The organism is Vibrio makurazakiensis (assembly GCF_050337375.1).
GTDB lineage: Bacteria > Pseudomonadota > Gammaproteobacteria > Enterobacterales > Vibrionaceae > Vibrio > Vibrio makurazakiensis.
Genome location: NZ_JAKJSW010000095.1, coordinates 1 through 16,380, shown reverse-complemented (window position 1 = coordinate 16,380; position 16,380 = coordinate 1). Strand labels below are relative to the sequence as shown.

11 protein-coding genes and 4 tRNA genes are annotated in these 16,380 nt (G+C 43.3%); 3 read left to right on the top strand and 12 right to left on the bottom strand.

Going from position 1 to position 16,380, the window contains the following annotated elements; all coding sequences use genetic code 11:
• Positions 1 to 196 precede the first annotated feature (196 nt).
• Entirely contained in the window at positions 197 to 709 is a 513-nt protein-coding gene (locus L4C33_RS12205; protein WP_428812706.1) for a glycine cleavage system transcriptional repressor, read from the top strand.
• Between the two features lie 86 nt (positions 710 to 795).
• Here L4C33_RS12205 and nspC read toward each other — a convergent pair whose 3' ends face one another.
• From nspC to L4C33_RS12160, 9 genes are all read right to left on the bottom strand, one after another.
• Complete coding sequence (gene nspC, locus L4C33_RS12200) at positions 796 to 1,935, bottom strand: carboxynorspermidine decarboxylase (RefSeq protein ID WP_428812705.1); 1,140 nt, start codon at positions 1,933 to 1,935, stop codon at positions 796 to 798.
• A gap of 200 nt (positions 1,936 to 2,135) precedes the next feature.
• Positions 2,136 to 3,389, bottom strand: coding sequence for a carboxynorspermidine synthase (locus L4C33_RS12195; protein WP_428812704.1), 1,254 nt, complete (start codon positions 3,387 to 3,389; stop codon positions 2,136 to 2,138).
• A gap of 8 nt (positions 3,390 to 3,397) precedes the next feature.
• Positions 3,398 to 6,349 (bottom strand): pyridoxal phosphate-dependent class III aminotransferase, encoded by a 2,952-nt coding sequence (locus L4C33_RS12190; protein ID WP_428812703.1) that lies wholly within the window; start codon positions 6,347 to 6,349, stop codon positions 3,398 to 3,400.
• Between the two features lie 780 nt (positions 6,350 to 7,129).
• A tRNA-Gly gene (locus L4C33_RS12185) sits at positions 7,130 to 7,205 on the bottom strand.
• A 33-nt stretch (positions 7,206 to 7,238) separates the two neighbouring features.
• Positions 7,239 to 7,325 (bottom strand) — tRNA-Leu (locus L4C33_RS12180).
• Between the two features lie 81 nt (positions 7,326 to 7,406).
• Positions 7,407 to 7,482: transfer RNA gene (locus L4C33_RS12175), tRNA-Gly, on the bottom strand.
• A 36-nt stretch (positions 7,483 to 7,518) separates the two neighbouring features.
• Positions 7,519 to 7,592 (bottom strand) — tRNA-Cys (locus L4C33_RS12170).
• A 360-nt stretch (positions 7,593 to 7,952) separates the two neighbouring features.
• Positions 7,953 to 8,960, bottom strand: a complete 1,008-nt coding sequence (locus tag L4C33_RS12165) for an electron transfer flavoprotein subunit alpha/FixB family protein (RefSeq protein WP_428812702.1) — start codon at positions 8,958 to 8,960, stop codon at positions 7,953 to 7,955.
• A gap of 42 nt (positions 8,961 to 9,002) precedes the next feature.
• Positions 9,003 to 9,755, bottom strand: a complete 753-nt coding sequence (locus L4C33_RS12160; protein WP_428812701.1) for an electron transfer flavoprotein subunit beta/FixA family protein — start codon at positions 9,753 to 9,755, stop codon at positions 9,003 to 9,005.
• A gap of 220 nt (positions 9,756 to 9,975) precedes the next feature.
• Here L4C33_RS12160 and L4C33_RS12155 point away from each other — a divergent pair, with 220 nt between their 5' ends.
• Positions 9,976 to 11,691, top strand: a complete 1,716-nt coding sequence (locus tag L4C33_RS12155; RefSeq protein WP_428812700.1) for an electron transfer flavoprotein-ubiquinone oxidoreductase — start codon at positions 9,976 to 9,978, stop codon at positions 11,689 to 11,691.
• A 90-nt stretch (positions 11,692 to 11,781) separates the two neighbouring features.
• On the opposite strand, the gene yghU is transcribed toward L4C33_RS12155, so the two are convergent.
• Positions 11,782 to 12,642, bottom strand: coding sequence for a glutathione-dependent disulfide-bond oxidoreductase (gene yghU / locus L4C33_RS12150; protein WP_428812699.1), 861 nt, complete (start codon positions 12,640 to 12,642; stop codon positions 11,782 to 11,784).
• 305 nt (positions 12,643 to 12,947) lie between these two features.
• Here yghU and L4C33_RS12145 point away from each other — a divergent pair, with 305 nt between their 5' ends.
• Positions 12,948 to 14,621, top strand: coding sequence for an amidohydrolase (locus tag L4C33_RS12145; protein ID WP_428812698.1), 1,674 nt, complete (start codon positions 12,948 to 12,950; stop codon positions 14,619 to 14,621).
• Between the two features lie 20 nt (positions 14,622 to 14,641).
• On the opposite strand, the gene L4C33_RS12140 is transcribed toward L4C33_RS12145, so the two are convergent.
• Complete coding sequence (locus tag L4C33_RS12140) at positions 14,642 to 15,400, bottom strand: SDR family oxidoreductase (protein ID WP_428812697.1); 759 nt, start codon at positions 15,398 to 15,400, stop codon at positions 14,642 to 14,644.
• A gap of 50 nt (positions 15,401 to 15,450) precedes the next feature.
• A complete protein-coding gene (gene mmsB, locus L4C33_RS12135) occupies positions 15,451 to 16,359 on the bottom strand; it encodes a 3-hydroxyisobutyrate dehydrogenase (RefSeq protein ID WP_428812696.1) in 909 nt (302 codons plus the stop codon).
• Positions 16,360 to 16,380 lie beyond the last annotated feature (21 nt).

The window sequence follows — 16,380 nt, the reverse complement described above, 5'->3', positions numbered from 1 at the left end:
AAGTATAACTATTCTCACTGTCCCCTCTGATTAGTTCAAAAAATTGACGTGCATCAAACATTCTAGGTACCCAAGTTCTACACTAAAATTAAAGCGTTTTGTTGCTGAATATCAAACAGTTATTTTCCTATTTGAGGGGATACTTCTAAGTTATACAAGCGCTACTTTCTAACTATACGGGTACTGAGGACTATATATGAACTCAACATTTATCGTTAACTTCGTTGGTAAAGCGTCACCGACCACTATCAAACAACTCGCGAGCGTCACTCATGAAAATGATGGTAAGTGGTTAATTAGTAAAGTTAATTTCATAGAAGACCAAGTCGCTGCTGTGATTAAAATTCAGTTACCTACTCACAACGAGCAATACGTTAAAGCTGCATTTACCAGCAATCCTGACTTAACAGTTCAATTCGTCGACTCCGAGCTCATACACCATTCGCAAGATACTATTTATCAAGTACGTTTAGATTCGAATGATAGGTCTGGCATTGTCAACGAGATCACTCATGTCCTTGATAATCAGGGGATAAATATTTTGGATATGGATTGCCAACGAGTATTCATTGCCGACGGTGGTGGAGTAAGTTCAAGCTTATTTACTGCTAATATGGCGATTAAGCTTCCGATTGAAATTCAAATTAGTGACGTTGCAAACGAGCTAGAATCCCTAAGCGAAGACACACGAGTGATGGTTGAGAGTTGACCAAAAAGATATGTGTAGAAACGCTAACCACATCCATATCACATAAAAATGGCAGCCACGTGGCTGCCATTTTTTATATCTAGAACTTATTTAACCGACCACTGCGATAATGAACGTTTGAAGTCTTCATAGCCAAATTCATTCAACTTTTGAACTTCACCGCCACTGCGTTCACAGTAAATCGAAGGCATCTTCAGACCATTAAACCAGTTAAGTTTCACCATCGTATAGCCAGCACTGTCCAATAGGTGCAACTTTTGACCAATCTTCAACGGCTCATCGAAGCTTGCTTCACAGAACTGATCACCAGCTAAACACGAACATGAACCAATCACATAATCATGCTCACCATTTTCGGACGCTTCAAGAACGGATGCAGGCTCATTATAGATAAGCGTATCAAGGCGGTGTGCCTCTGTTGCAGAATCCACAATCGCCGTTTTCTTCACGTTCTCAACAATGTCGACAACAGTCACTACCAAATCGGTCGTGTTAGTGATGATCGCTTCTCCCGGCTCTAGGTACATCTGCACGCCATGCTTTTCAGCAAAGGCTTTCAACGCCAAACCTAGCTTTTCGATATCATAACCCGGCCAAGTGAAGAATACGCCTCCACCCATGCTAACCCAGTCTAACTTATCTAAATGTGTACCAAACTGTTCAGAGATTGAGTCCAACAAACCGATAAATGCGTCGACATCTTTATTTTCACAGTTCATGTGGAACATCACACCATCTATCCCATCAAAGATTTCTGGCTTGATATGGTCAGCTTGAACACCCAAACGCGAAAACTGACGCGCCGGATTGGCTAGATCTTGTCCTGCGTAGCTCACACCAGGGTTCAAGCGCAGGCCGACAGATGCCTTACCCTCAACAATATGACGGTACGCAGCTAATTGGTTTTGCGAGTTGAAGAGCATTTTATCGCAGATGTCCGCAACTTCTTTCACGTCATCTTCACTGTAACCCACGCTGTATGCATGCGTTTCGCCACCAAAGGTTTCATGGCCTAGCTTAACTTCGTAAGGGCCAGAGCTTGTCGTGCCGTCTAAGTACGGTTTGATGATGTCAAACACGCCCCAAGTCGAGAAGCATTTAAGCGCTAAGACTAGCTTCACGCCTGAGATTTCTTTTAGTTGTTTCGCTTTCTCTAAGTTCGCAATCAACTTATCTTCGCTGATCATAAAATATGGGGTTTTAAGTTCTTCTTTCTGGAATGTCATTTTCTATACGCACTCAAGCAGCATCTAAAAGATGGAAAAGGAAAATTATGAGGTTGATGTGATTTATTTTGATTTTGTCCTGTTCAAACAAAATGAGTTACAAACTCAAAATAAATGATACCAACACCTTAAGGTTGCAAGTCTAAAAAGGGAACACCTCGTGTCCCCTTTGATACTAAATAAAAACAAGCGTTTCGTTCTTATTTTTTAAGCTCGTGGATCACAGGAAGACCTTGACCTGCTTCAAGTTCTTGAACATGCCAATCTAGACCGATTTCAGGCATCGTCGCTAGGAACGGGTCTGGGTTTAGTTGTTCCATGTTAAATACGCCCTTATCAGCCCACTCACCGCGGAAGAACTGAAGTGCAGCAGTAATAGCAGGTACACCAGTAGTGTAAGAGATCGCTTGGTGCTCTACATCTTCGTAAGCCACTTCGTGGTCTGCGTTATTGTAAATGAATACACTACGTTCTTTGCCGTCTTTCTTACCTTGAACCCAAGTACCGATACACGTTAAGCCAGTGTAGCCCGGAGCTAGAGATGTTGGGTCTGGTAGTAGTGCTTTAAGTACGTGTAATGGCTGAACAACAGTACCATCATGAAGCGTTAGTGGGTCTGGGCTTAGAAGACCGATATCACGCATGCAGTTGAAGTAATTTAGGTATGCATCACCGAAACCCATCCAGAACTCAATACGTTTTGCAGGGATGAACTCTTTCATTGAACGAACTTCATCGTGTGCCATTGAGTAAACTTTATGCGAACCACAGTTAGGGAATTCAAACTCAAGCATACGAGAGTGACAAGGGACTTGTTTCCACTCTTCGTTTTCCCAGTAGAAAGAATCACCTTGGATCTCTAGCATATTGGTTTCTGGGTCAAAGTTTGTCGCAAACTTTTTACCGTGGTCACCAGCATTTACGTCCATTACGTCAATTGAGTCGATCTCGTCGAACAAGTGTTTAACTGCGTACGCTGCAAATACAGACACTACACCTGGATCGAAACCAGCACCAAGAATACCAGTGATACCCGCTTCAGCGAACTTCTCACGGTAGCCCCACTGCCAATCATAAGCTTGTGGTACTTGCTGACCTTCAGAACATAAATCAACAGCTACCGATGTATCTAGATAAGACACTTTTGATTGGTAACACGCTTCCATGATTGCCATGTTCACCCAAGGAGGACCAGCATTGATAACAAGATCTGGCTGAACTTCTTTGATCAAAGCAACAAGTGCATCAACATCGTCAGCGTTTACTGAGCGAGCTTCTAATTTCTTAGTTGAATCTTTAAGGTTATTTTTACCTTTGATTGATTCGATGATTTTTTCACATTTAGCCACAGTGCGAGATGCGATTGTGATATCACCCAGTACGTCGTTATTTTGTGCTGCTTTATGTGCAACAACCCAACCAACGCCGCCTGCACCAATTTGTAGAATTGCCATAGTATTAATTACCTTTGTTGTTCTGCTAGCTCAGCCGCTAGAGTATGAATTTTGTTAAGCAAAGACTCAAAGTCTGAAGTCTTTAAACACGGGTTCAAAATAGTAAATTTCAACGCACTGTTGCCATCTACTACTGTTTCTCCAAGCACAGCAACGCCACGAGTCAGCGCCTCTAACCTTAGAGTCTGATTAAGTTTGTCTAAATCCGTGACAGTCTTTCCTAGTTGATTATTACTACCTACAGAACGGAACAACACCGTAGAAAGTGCTGGTTCAGCAAGCAGCTCAAAACCTTCGTGGTTTTGAATTAGGTCTGAGACCTGAAGTGTTTGTTCTAGAAGATGATCGTACATCTCTCCTAGTTGTTTTGGCCCAACGCTTTGCATGGTCATGAAAACTTTCAATGCATCAAAACGCTTAGTCGTAGCGATCGACTTATCCACCAGGTTAGGCAACTCGTCATGCTCGCGGTTTAAGTAGTCTGCATGATGCAGTAAGTACTTAAAGTTTGCTTTGTCCTTCAGTAGCACTGCGCCACAGCTGATTGTTTGATAAAACAACTTGTGGAAATCAACGCTTACTGAATCAGCCTTTTCGATACCTTTCAATCGTGCTTTATGGCTACTTAAAATAAGCGCGCCACCGTAAGCACTATCAACATGGAACCAGATCTGTTGCTCTGCTGCGATGTCGGCAATGGCATCAAGGTCATCAATTGCGCCGTGATCGGTTGTACCTGCTGTACCCACAACGGCAAAAGGAATCAACCCTTGAGCTTTGAGCGCTTTAACTTCAGCATCCAACAAATCAGCCTTAATTGTGCCATTGGCATTAGCGTCAACACAGCATACTGCATTTTCGCCTAATCCTAACAAAGATGCCGAYTTTTGGACAGTAAAGTGCGACTTTTTAGAGCATAGAATGCGTAATTTATTCGCGTAGTCTGGTAAGCCAAGCTTTTGAATAGAGTGACCATCATACTTATCAGCCACCCAATCTCTCGCGAGCAATAAACCCATTAGGTTGCTTTGTGTACCACCGCTAGTGAAAATGCCATCAGCTTGCGCACCCAGTTGATACTTATCACACATCCAATCGACTACTCTCTGCTCGACATAAGTCGCAGCCGATGCTTGATCCCATGAGTCCATTGACTGGTTCAATGCTGCAATAATTGATTCAGCAGCTACCGATGCCATCAAAGGAGGCGTGTGAAGATGCGCGATACAATCTGGATGCTGTACAAAGATGGAGTTTTTTGCGACTAGGTCAGCAGTACTGCCTACTACATCAACCAAAGAGTGCTCATTGTTATCGAGGTCAACAGCTTTAATTGCAGCTTCAAGCATTTTTGGATCGAGTCCAGAATAAGGGGCATCGACTTGTTCAAATACCGACTTCATTGCTTGAGTAGTTTGGTTCATGACATTGGCGAATTCGTCACTTCCTCCAAAACCAGTCTGAATGAAATGCTTATTCCATGCTTGATTAGACTCCGAGCTTGGCTCTTCGCTCTCTTGCAAATTACCGCCAGCAGCCAATATTGCCTCTTCCATCACATTCAGTGCAAAGTCGATCTGCTCGAAGGAGATAATCATCGGAGGAAGGAAACGAATCACGGAGCCATCACGGCCACCCTTTTCAACCATCAAGCCACGTTCTAAAGCTGCGCGCTGGATAGCTAGAGTCAAATCGCCGTCTGATTTAGGCTCACCAAACTTGTTAAGCTCGCCATTAGGTTGCTGAATTTCAACCCCAAGCATCAAACCTTTACCGCGAACTTCAGCAATACAGTCCACACGAGATTGGATTTTTTCTAATCCATTACGTAAGTACTGACCTGCAATATTTGCGTGCTCAACTAAGTTATCTCTTTCAATAATTTCTAGCGCTTTAGCGCCAGACACCATCGCTAACTGGTTTCCACGGAATGTGCCGGTATGCTCACCGGCTTTCCATGTATCGATACTCTTGTCGAACACAAGCAGCGACATAGGCAGTCCACCACCAATCGCTTTTGAAAGACACAAAATATCAGGGTTAACACCTGATTCTTCAAACGCAAAGCGATGACCCGTTTTGCCTACACCACATTGAATTTCATCAAAAATAAGAAGAATACCGTGCTCATCACAAATACGGCGCAGACCTTGTAACCAAGATGCAGGCGCTGGAATTACGCCCCCCTCTCCTTGTACAGGCTCAACGATCATAGCAGCAGGCTTCATGATCCCTGATTCATCATCACTCAACATACGTTCAATGTAACGAATGCTTGCCTTGGCACCAGCTTCACCACCAAGACCAAACGGGCAACGTAAGTTATATGGGAAAGGCATAAAGTGCACATCAGACATTAAGCCGCTACGACGTTCTTTAGTGCCAAGGTTGCCCATCATGCCCATGGTGCCGTTGGTCATGCCATGGTAAGCACCACGGAAAGCAAACATGGTATTACGACTTGTTGTTTGCTTAGCTAGCTTAATCGCGGCTTCCACAGCATCAGCGCCAGACGGACCACAGAATTGAAGAACCGAGTTAGTTGAAAAGTCTTGAGGAAGAAAGGCTTTCACTCGCTGGATAAACGTCTCTTTTACTTGAGTCGTAATATCGAGAGTCTGGTATGGCAAACCTGAGTCAAGCTGATCTTTTAGTGCTTGGTTAATCTCAGGGTGGTTGTAACCCAGAGAAAGAGTACCTGCACCAGCTAGACAATCGAGAAAGATCTGGCCACGAGTATCTTCAACTAAAACGCCACATGCTCTTTTAATAGCGATAGGTAGACGTCTCGGGTAAGAACGTACATCCGATTCGTGCTGCTCTTGCTCTAGCAAAATAGCGTCAGGTGTAAGATCGTAAGTTCCCTCTATAATAGGAACCATAGTTGAAAATGAATTTGCGATAGTATTAATATCGACTTCAAAGGCGGTAGTCATAAAAGTCCCCTTGAATATGTTCATACCCACCTCCATCAGACGTAATTGCACAAAAACATCCTCTTAGTTAAAGAGAGTTCGTTGTGAAATACACGTATTGTCTAGAAATGAGATATAGCTGTACGCTCGCATAAGTCAAATGACGAATACGAAATTAGACCGCTTTAAAACAGCGGTAAATTGTTAGCGTGAGCTCAAGGTTCAGTAATACTACTGYTTTGAAGAATTGGACATTTTTGCAGGATCGGACAGTTATGGAGAACTGGTCCCTTTGGAAATGCAGAGCTGATTAGCAATGTTGTGTTAAATGAGTTCAATGTTGGGTTTCCCATTAGCATGGCGAATTGCGCCATAAGTATCCCGTCTATCAGCTAAAGGACTAGCCGATACCTACCCTACGTAGCGTCCCAATCAGCAAGAATGGTCACTACGCGTATCCCCCAGAAGCAATCGCGCTCTTTTTGAACATCGACCATTCCGAGATTGCGCGGGAAAATAACATAAATTGAAACAAACGATCAATACTTTTTAATAATAGGTTTATAAATACGAGGTTTGGTTGAACGATCGCTTTAAATATAGGCAATCTAATTAGCCTAGCCAACAGCCCCTCATCCCACTTACTTCTTACTAGATATTAAAGTGGCGATTGAAGAAAGTCGCTTTGAAAAAGTAAAGGTATGTGTATGGTAATAGGTATACGGGCAGAAGGCTTTAAGAAACAATTAGAAGAATACATGCAAATGGGAAAGCTAGATTTCAGAAACCAAAAAGCCCGAACATTTCTGTTCGGGCTTTTTAATTTGGAGCGATACATCGGGTTCGAACCGATGACCTCAACCTTGGCAAGGTTGCGCTCTACCAACTGRGCTAGTATCGCATGCTGAACTTCATAAGTTCAGACTTTAATAGATGGTGCCCCGGGCCGGACTTGAACCGGCACAGCGCGAACGCCGAGGGATTTTAAATCCCTTGTGTCTACCAATTCCACCACCAGGGCACGCAATTCTTTATTGCGATGCCGATTACTGAAAAGTAAAACACCATCTTAAATGTCGAAATCAATCAACACTTCAAATTTTGGAGCGATACATCGGGTTCGAACCGATGACCTCAACCTTGGCAAGGTTGCGCTCTACCAACTGAGCTAGTATCGCATTTCATTATTCATCACCCATAAAAGGGAAAGATAATGGAGGCGCCTCCCGGAGTCGAACCGAGGTCCACGGATTTGCAATCCGCTGCATAGCCACTCTGCCAAGGCGCCTTAGTAACACCTTTCGAATCGCTTAACAGCTCTCCTCTTGGGTACGGGATGCATTTTACGGAATCAATGAAATGAGTCAACAGTATTTTTGTATTTTTTAAATCGTTTGACCAGTATTTGTTCGAAAGTATATTAATTGGTTACTTTAATAGCGAAAAGAAGTGCATTCTGAAGTGTTTAATTGATCTGGCTCACACGTAATACCTATAGCGAAAACCGATTCGATGGGCTTTCACCTCAAAGAATATACGCTAGGCACCATAACTATCACATGAACATACTAAGTAAAACGAACTCACACTAATGTGAATTAGTTAGTTCGATATTCATCGATTAGACACCAAAGTAGCGTTGTTGATTCTAAGAATCGATAGTACCTATTAGCTCTGGCATAATTTCAAACAAGTCACCGACCAAACCATAATCAGCGATTTGAAATATCGGAGCTTCCGGATCACTGTTAATTGCCACAATGATTTTTGAGTCTTTCATCCCAGCAAGATGTTGAATCGCTCCCGAGATCCCGATAGCAATATAGAGTTCAGGTGCAACGATTTTACCGGTTTGCCCTACTTGTAGGTCATTCGACACAAAACCAGCGTCTACTGCGGCTCTAGATGCACCAATAGCACCACCTAACTTGTCAGCCAACTGCTCAACTAAAGCAAAGTTTTCTTTACTACCTAATCCCCTACCACCAGAGATTACAACTCTCGCGGCTGGAAGCTCTGGGCGCTCGCTCATTACTTTGTGCTGTGATTTAAACTCTGATAAATGTGGTGAACTGTCCGCGTCTAGACTGACTGGATCGATGACTTTTATATCATCGGTGACATTCTGTTTTGCTGAAACAATATTAAAAGCTGAACTACGGACAGTAATGACCTTGATTGGATCATTGGATTTAACTCTAGCTAATGCGTTACCTGCATAGACAGGGCGTATGACAATATCTGAAGTTTCGATTTCGGTCACATCAGACAACTGTCCAACATTAAGCATTGCCGCAACTCTTGGCATTAGATTTTTACCAAACGTAGTCGCAGGAGCCAGCAAATGCGAGTAGCCAGTGCCGATTTTAGCCACTACATCTGAATAGGTTTCAGCTAATACATACTGATATCGCTCAGAATCAATCACAAGAACATGGTCAACGAACTGAGTGATAGAATCGACAACGGACTGGCACTGATATCCAATAATTAGAGCCGTAATCGCAACACTTTGTTCATTTCCCGTTATATGGGAGGCCGCTTGTAAAGTACACAGCGTATCTGATGAAACAGATCGGTTATCGTGTTCAACGATAACCAATGTTGAAAGAACTGATTTCGAAAGTTCTTCTGTGGAATGTATAACTTCACCCATAAGATCGCTCCTTAGCGCTCTTCTGCAATATAAGTTGTTGCGCTATATAACTTTGGCTTCGTTTTTTAGTTTATCGACCAACTGTGTAACGTTTTCGAGCATCACACCCGATTGCCTAGCTTTCGGCGGAAGCACTTCAAGAACCTCTTGGGTGGCTTCAACGCTAATATTTAATTCATCAGGCGTTGTGGTAACTAACGGTTTTCGTTTTGCTTTCATAATATTAGGCAATGACGCATACCTAGGTTCATTGAGGCGTAAATCTGTACTAATAACCGCTGGAAGCTCTAACTCTAAAGTTTCAAGCCCGCCATCTACTTCGCGTGTAACCAATAGCTTTCCACCATCGTTCACGTTCAATTCAGAAGTGAAAGTTCCTTGTGGGCGTTTAGTTAACGCTGCGAGCATTTGAGCCACTTGGTTATTATCTGTATCTATTGATTGCTTGCCGAGTAATACAACGTCAGCGTCTTCATTTACCATAACAGCCTGTAATAGTTTCGCAGTTGCTAACGGCTGAGGCGCAGCTTCAACATCAATGTGAATAGCTCGATCCGCACCTAACGCTAAGGCCGTTCTCAACTGCTCTTGGCAAGTTGAATCACCAATAGATACCACAACAACTTCTTCAGCATGTCCCGCTTCTTTTAATCGAACAGCCTCTTCAACCGCAATTTCACAAAATGGATTCATCGTCATTTTGACGTTATTTGTTTCAACGCCACTACCATCACTTTTGACCCTGATCTTAACGTAAGGGTCAATTACCCGTTTTATCGCTACTAATACTTTCACAATGCTTTCCTTTTATATTGGGATGCTCTTCGTGCAAGCCTTATTTAAGTTTTGTCTTTAGATACTCATTATTTTCAATAGGTAAGATAGCGTTCTCGTACTTAGAAATTAGTAAGATTTTCGCTCTACCAAGCTTACTTCTGAGCTTAGTAAAGTTTACGTTTACGTCAACTGGACTATATTTAAACTTATGTCAGTCGCGTATAGGTGGGTATACAAAATGGACAGAGAGTGCATGGAATTTGATGTTGTCATTGTCGGAGCTGGCCCTTCCGGTTTAGCGGCAGCCTGTAAACTTGCTCAACTCAATAAGCAGCATAACGCCCAAAACAACGATCAAAGCAATGACCAAATTCAGGGCAGTAATCACGAAGAACCGCTCTCAATTTGTGTTGTAGAAAAAGGCGCAGAAGTTGGAGCCCACATTGTTTCCGGTGCTTTATTTGAAACAACAGCCCTAGACGAATTGTTCCCTAACTGGCCGGAACTAGATACGCCACTAACCACTCCCGTCTGTATGGACGAATTTTTATACCTGACAACCGACCAAAACCACATCCCGGTTCCGCACCAATTAACACCTAAGCCTATGCTCAATAGCGATAAGAATTACGTAATCAGTTTAGCGGATTTATGTCGTTGGCTAGCAGAGCAAGCTGAATCTCTCGGGGTTGAAATATTTCCTGGGTTTGCCGCTGCAACTATCAATTATGATAAAAGTGGCGCTGTCACTGGCATTAATACTTCTGACATGGGCATAGATAGAGGTGGCATAAACAAAAGCAGTTTTGAAGCGGGGATCGAACTGAAAGCAAAATACACCGTTTTTGCCGAAGGCTGTCGTGGGCACTTGGGAAAGGAGCTGATACAAAAATTTAAGTTAGATGCTGGTAAACAACCCCAACATTACGCTTTGGGTATGAAAGAAATTTGGGAAGTACCAGAATGCGATTCACATAATGCAGGGCGCGTAATCCACACAACCGGTTGGCCATTAAGTGAAAGTAGTACTTCTGGTGGCGCGTTTCTTTACCACCTAGAAGGTAACCAAATTGCAGTCGGACTTATTGTCGATTTAAATTACAGTAACCCCTATTTAAGTCCTTTCGATGAATTTCAACGGCTAAAGCACCATCCGACTTTCAAGCAATACTTGCAAGGTGGACAAAGAATTTCATACGGTGCGAGAGCCATAACCAAGGGCGGGATATCTTCATTACCTAAACAACAGTTTGCTGGTGGGCTTTTGATAGGGTGTGATGCGGGTACGCTTAACGTTGCGAAAATCAAAGGCAGCCACACCGCGATGAAGTCAGGTATGTTAGCCGCAGAATCGATATTTGAGGCTTTGACATCACCAACTCTCCCCAAAGAGCCTGATTACCAAACCCTATTTGAAGATTCATGGCTTTGGGAAGAGCTTCAAGACAGTCGAAATTTTGGTGCCGAAATACACAAATTCGGTAGCTTGTTGGGCGGCGCAATGGCAACGTTTGAACATAACTTGTGGGCTCACCTTCTCGATCAACCAATACCTTGGACGATCAAAGACAACCATGAAGATCATCGTAGTTTAAAACAGAAGCAACAATGCCAACCAATCGCCTACCCTAAACCTGATGGCGCATTAAGTTTTGATAAACCTTCATCAGTTTTTCTATCGGGAACCCAACACGAAGAAAACCAACCCTGTCATTTAATTCTAACAGACCAAACCATCCCCATTGAATGCCACTTAGTCGACTACGACGAGCCAAGCCAGCGTTACTGCCCTGCTGGTGTTTATGAAATCGTTACTATCGACAACATTAAGCAGTTACAAATTAACGCGGCAAACTGCCTACATTGTAAGACTTGCGATATTAAAGATCCGTCTCAGAACATCACTTGGCAGCCACCCGAAGGCGGCGGAGGCCCTAACTATCAAAATATGTAGTGTTCAAAAACACAAAAACCTACCAACACGTACGTGACTGGTAGGTTTATTCAATCGTGTTATTTTATCGATCTTTTATTCAACCAATTCTTAGCTCGGCTTTTTGCTTAACACTTTATCGATATCAGCGGCGCAATGACGATCAGGCAACTGCTCCCACTCTTCGCCAAATGAACGGTTTACTATGCGCCCACGCTGCACAGCTTCACGTTTTGACATCATTTCCGCCCAACGTTTCAAATGAACATAGCTATCAACATCAAGGAATTCAGCTGCGTTGTAAACCGCGCCTAAGACTAGGTTTCCGTACCAAGGCCAAATGGCGATGTCCGCAATTGAATAGTCATCACCAGCTATAAACGCTCCTTTCGCTAGTTGTTTATCTAAAACATCTAACTGGCGTTTAGTTTCCATAGTGAAACGGTTGATTGGATACTCGAATTTTTCTGGTGCATACGCATAAAAGTGACCAAAACCACCACCAAGATACGGAGCTGAACCTTGAAGCCAGAACAACCAGTTCATAACTTCCGTTTTCGCTTTTACATCCGTTGGTAGTAGGTGGCCAAACTTTTCTGCAAGGTAAAGTAAGATGTTACCCGATTCAAAAACATTAATAGCTTCATCGCCAGAACGGTCAACAAGCGCTGGGATTTTTGAATTTGGGTTGATATCAACGAACCCAGATGAGAACTGGTCACCTTCGCCGATATTAATCAAGTATGCGTCATACTCAGCTTCTGTCACACCAAGTGCCAATAGCTCTTCAAGCATGATAGTAACTTTTTGACCATTTGGTGTTGCTAGCGAATGAAGTTGGATTGGATTCGAACCAACGGGCAATGCTTTCTCATGCCTAGCGCCAGAGTCAGGTCGGTTGATGCTCGCCCATTCTCCGCCATTTTTTTCGTCGTTAGTCCATACTTTTGGTGGTGTGTATTCGTTTGCCATTATGTTTCCTTATTTATGGTTTTACTTTGTTGGAAATAATGCTGCTATCCAAAATTACGCTTACTTAAACAATATCGGGGCGTTTACGTAAGTTAAAACCCATCTATGATTTTTTCATTAGAATCTTTCGTTATGAACAAATAAAAACTCGGTATAAGCGACTAACTGCGTGACCAAAGCAACATAATTATTTTCACCACCCAGAAATTTAACACCTTCAATTCTCTTTATCCGCTCCACTGAGTTAGACTTTTATAAATACATAAGCTCCATCCATATTTATCAATGTGCTGCAAGGACGTTCAATGAAGCTCACCTACTCAACCGTATTACTCGCAAGCATCATCATTAGCCCAATAACTATCGCTGCTCAAATGGCGGAAACCATATTTACGAATGCGAAGGTATATGGGCACCAATCTGCTAACGCGATAGCTGTATCTGATGGAAAAATTGTTTTTGTCGGGTCCTCCACCCAAGCGAATCAGTTACAAGAAAGCTCAACTGAAATTGTTGATTTGCAAGGCGCATTTGTTTTGCCTGGATTCATTGATAACCACAACCACGTATTCGAAGCAGCTTCAGAGGCAGGGGGAGGCTGTGAGCTGAGTTTAGATGAAGGCTTAGACGGACAAATCCCATATTTAAAAAAATGTCGTAAACATGCTAAGCCCAATCAATGGCTAATGGGTTATGGCTTTTCTATTGAAGCAATCCTTAACGAAAGTAATCGCTACACACCTTTACAAGTCATAGACCAAATATTCCCAGAGCAACCCGTCATTCTCATGGAGCAAACTTCTCACTCAATGTGGGTTAACTCAGCGGCACTCAAAATCGCGGGGCTTACTCAACTTTCAGTAGATCCTCAAGGAGGCAAGCTTCTCAGAGATGAAGAAAGCAGAGAACTTAATGGTATTTTGATGGATAACGCTGGTGATATCGTCATGGAAATGGCTTGGAATAGCTTGGAAAACCAGTTTGGTGAAAGCTATAACGGGCTACTTTTGGGTCTAGGGGAAGCTGCTGCACACGGGATCACCACTATCGGTGATGGCCGTTTATATTGGAAACGTGGCTGGTACGAAGTATGGAAAGAAGCAGAAAAACAGGGAGAGCTAACAGCCCGTATTTCCCTGCGACCTTGGATATCCCCTGCGGATCCTATGGAACCTCAGCTAACTTATTTACGACAAATCGCAACGAAAGACAAAAACGACTTATTGCTCGTCGATCAAGTCAAGATGTACAGCGATGGCATTTTTATTAACGGCACAGCTAAAACTCTAGCTCCGTATCTAGACACATATATTCCAGATCAACCTTATGGCATTAACTACATAGATCCAAAAAATATGAGCTTATGGCTCAAAGAGCTGAACCTGCTTGGCTATAGCGCTCACATTCACGCAATAGGTGATGGTGCGGTACAAGAATCACTCAACGCCATCGAGCTAATCCGGGAACAAGGTTCAACAATGCCTTACACACTTACTCATGTCGAACTGATAAATGCCCATGATGTGCCACGATTTAGTGCTCTTAATGTCACTGCTGATTTTCAGGTGGGCTCAGACTATGTAGTCAATCATGATCACCAATGGGCTGAAGCTTTTCTAGGAGCAAAGCGAGCACGAGCGATGATGAATCTAAGGTCAATTTACGATACAGGTGCGAATGTGACATTAAGCAGTGACTGGAATGTGCATAGCATTAACCCACTTAAGGGCATTGCTAACAGTATCGTTATGGGTAAAACGGGGCTGCCTGATGTAAACACCGCTATTGATGCCTACACCATAAATGCCGCTTATAGCCTCGGTCTTGAAAAGATCACTGGCTCCATAGAAATCGGAAAATCTGCCGACTTTGCGATTCTAGAGCAAGATATTACCGCAATGAAGCCAGCAGACATTGCCGATACATCAATTCTGATGACAGTACTCCAAGGAAAAATAGTGTTCGATTCTGAGCAGTAAATTCAACTGTGTTAGGTGCATTACATCCGCATACCGCCGTCAACTTCTAAAACACGACCGGTGAAATAGTCATTTTCAAAAATATATTTAGCCGCGTGGGCTATTTCACTAGTTTCCCCAATACGGCCTACAGGCACCATTTTGTTCAAACGTTCAATCGCTTCTGGCTTAAGACTTGCGGCCATAGCAGTTTGAACAATGCCCGGTGCTATTGCAGCGGCTCGAATACCGTAGCGAGCCAGCTCTTTGGCCCAACATGTTGCAAGTGAAGCCACGGCGGCTTTCGATGCGGAATAATTTGATTGCCCCATATTTCCCGCTCTCGCGACACTGGATATGTTGATGATCACACCTTTACGCTTGGTTTCTATCATTTTAGCTGCGGCTTCTCGCCCACAAAGGAATGTTCCAGTCAGATTTACGTTGATGACGGWGTTGAACTGTTCGAGTGACATTTTAGTCATTTCGCCATCTTTTGCTTTTACCAATAACCCATCGCGTAAGATCCCAGCGTTATTGATTAAACCATCGAGTTGGCCAAAATCTTCAACAATATCAGAAAATACTTGCTCCACTTCTGGTTCACTGGTTACATCAACTCGATAAATCAGAGCCTTTGTCCCAAGCATGTGACACTGCTCTTGAGTTGTCCGTAACGCCTCTTCGTTCACGTCTAACAATGCCAACTCAGCTCCAGCCTGAGCTAATGTAATGGCCATCATTTGACCTAAACCTTGCCCTGCTCCAGTTATCGCAATAACACTTTCTTTAAGATTCATTTAACTCCACTCCATGGTCAGGCTGTATGCGTTTGTTACCGACGAATTACTCACTGTTTTGTTTGACGCTGATAAAACTCAAATAAACTCGAAAAGTCTAACTCTTCATTGCCATTCGCATTGTGAAATGCGTAAAGGTTTCGGGCTAATGTTCCCATTGGGATTGAAGATTGACTCTGATTTGCTGCATCCATTCCAAGACCTAAATCTTTGAGCATTAATTTACCCATAAAGCCTGGTTGATATTCATTACTTGCCGGCGCTTTGTCCATCACTCCCGGGCAAGGGTTATACAGTTCTAGAGCCCAATTTCTTCCTGAGCTTTGCAACATAATGTCCGACAGTACTTTAGGGTCTAGGCCGTTATCAATCCCTAGATTCAACGCTTCACACGTACCCGACATTAAGATTCCAAGCATCAGGTTATTGCAAATTTTTGCCATTTGACCATCGCCAGCGTTCCCCGCATGGAATACATTTTTCCCAACATGCTGCAAAATGACTTGCGCCTTCGCAAAAGCTTCTTTAGTTCCGCCAACAATAAAGGTTAGCGTCGCCGCTTTAGCTCCAGCCACACCGCCAGACACAGGAGCATCCACAAACAACAAACCCTTATTGCTCGCTTCATTCGCCACCAGCTTTGCTGTTTCAGGATCAATAGTCGAAGAATCAATGAGGAAAGTATTAGCAGCGACAACATCTAATAGCCCAACGCCACCACTTTGATTGCCAAGATAAACGGAGCGAACATGAGCACCAGCCGGGAGCATGGTGATGACGGTATCTGCGCCTTTTACGACTTGTAACACTGAATTCGAGATTACAGCGCCTAGAGGCTCCAGTTTTTTGGATGCCGTTTCATTTAGGTCAAAAACTTGGACGGTGAACCCCGCTTTCAAGAGGTTCTCAGCCATAGGGCCACCCATATTTCCTAGCCCAATAAATGCAATGGTACTCATGATACGCCTCCTATTAGAGGT

What these genes read in the sequence shown, in the direction of transcription:
- L4C33_RS12205 (WP_428812706.1), top strand. Translation starts at nt 197, where the DNA reads ATGAACTCAACATTTATCGTTAACTTCGTTGGTAAAGCGTCACCGACC.
- nspC (WP_428812705.1), bottom strand. Translation starts at nt 1,935, where the DNA reads ATGACATTCCAGAAAGAAGAACTTAAAACCCCATATTTTATGATCAGC.
- L4C33_RS12195 (WP_428812704.1), bottom strand. Translation starts at nt 3,389, where the DNA reads ATGGCAATTCTACAAATTGGTGCAGGCGGCGTTGGTTGGGTTGTTGCA.
- L4C33_RS12165 (WP_428812702.1), bottom strand. Translation starts at nt 8,960, where the DNA reads ATGGGTGAAGTTATACATTCCACAGAAGAACTTTCGAAATCAGTTCTT.
- L4C33_RS12155 (WP_428812700.1), top strand. Translation starts at nt 9,976, where the DNA reads ATGGACAGAGAGTGCATGGAATTTGATGTTGTCATTGTCGGAGCTGGC.
- yghU (WP_428812699.1), bottom strand. Translation starts at nt 12,642, where the DNA reads ATGGCAAACGAATACACACCACCAAAAGTATGGACTAACGACGAAAAA.
- L4C33_RS12145 (WP_428812698.1), top strand. Translation starts at nt 12,948, where the DNA reads ATGAAGCTCACCTACTCAACCGTATTACTCGCAAGCATCATCATTAGC.
- mmsB (WP_428812696.1), bottom strand. Translation starts at nt 16,359, where the DNA reads ATGAGTACCATTGCATTTATTGGGCTAGGAAATATGGGTGGCCCTATG.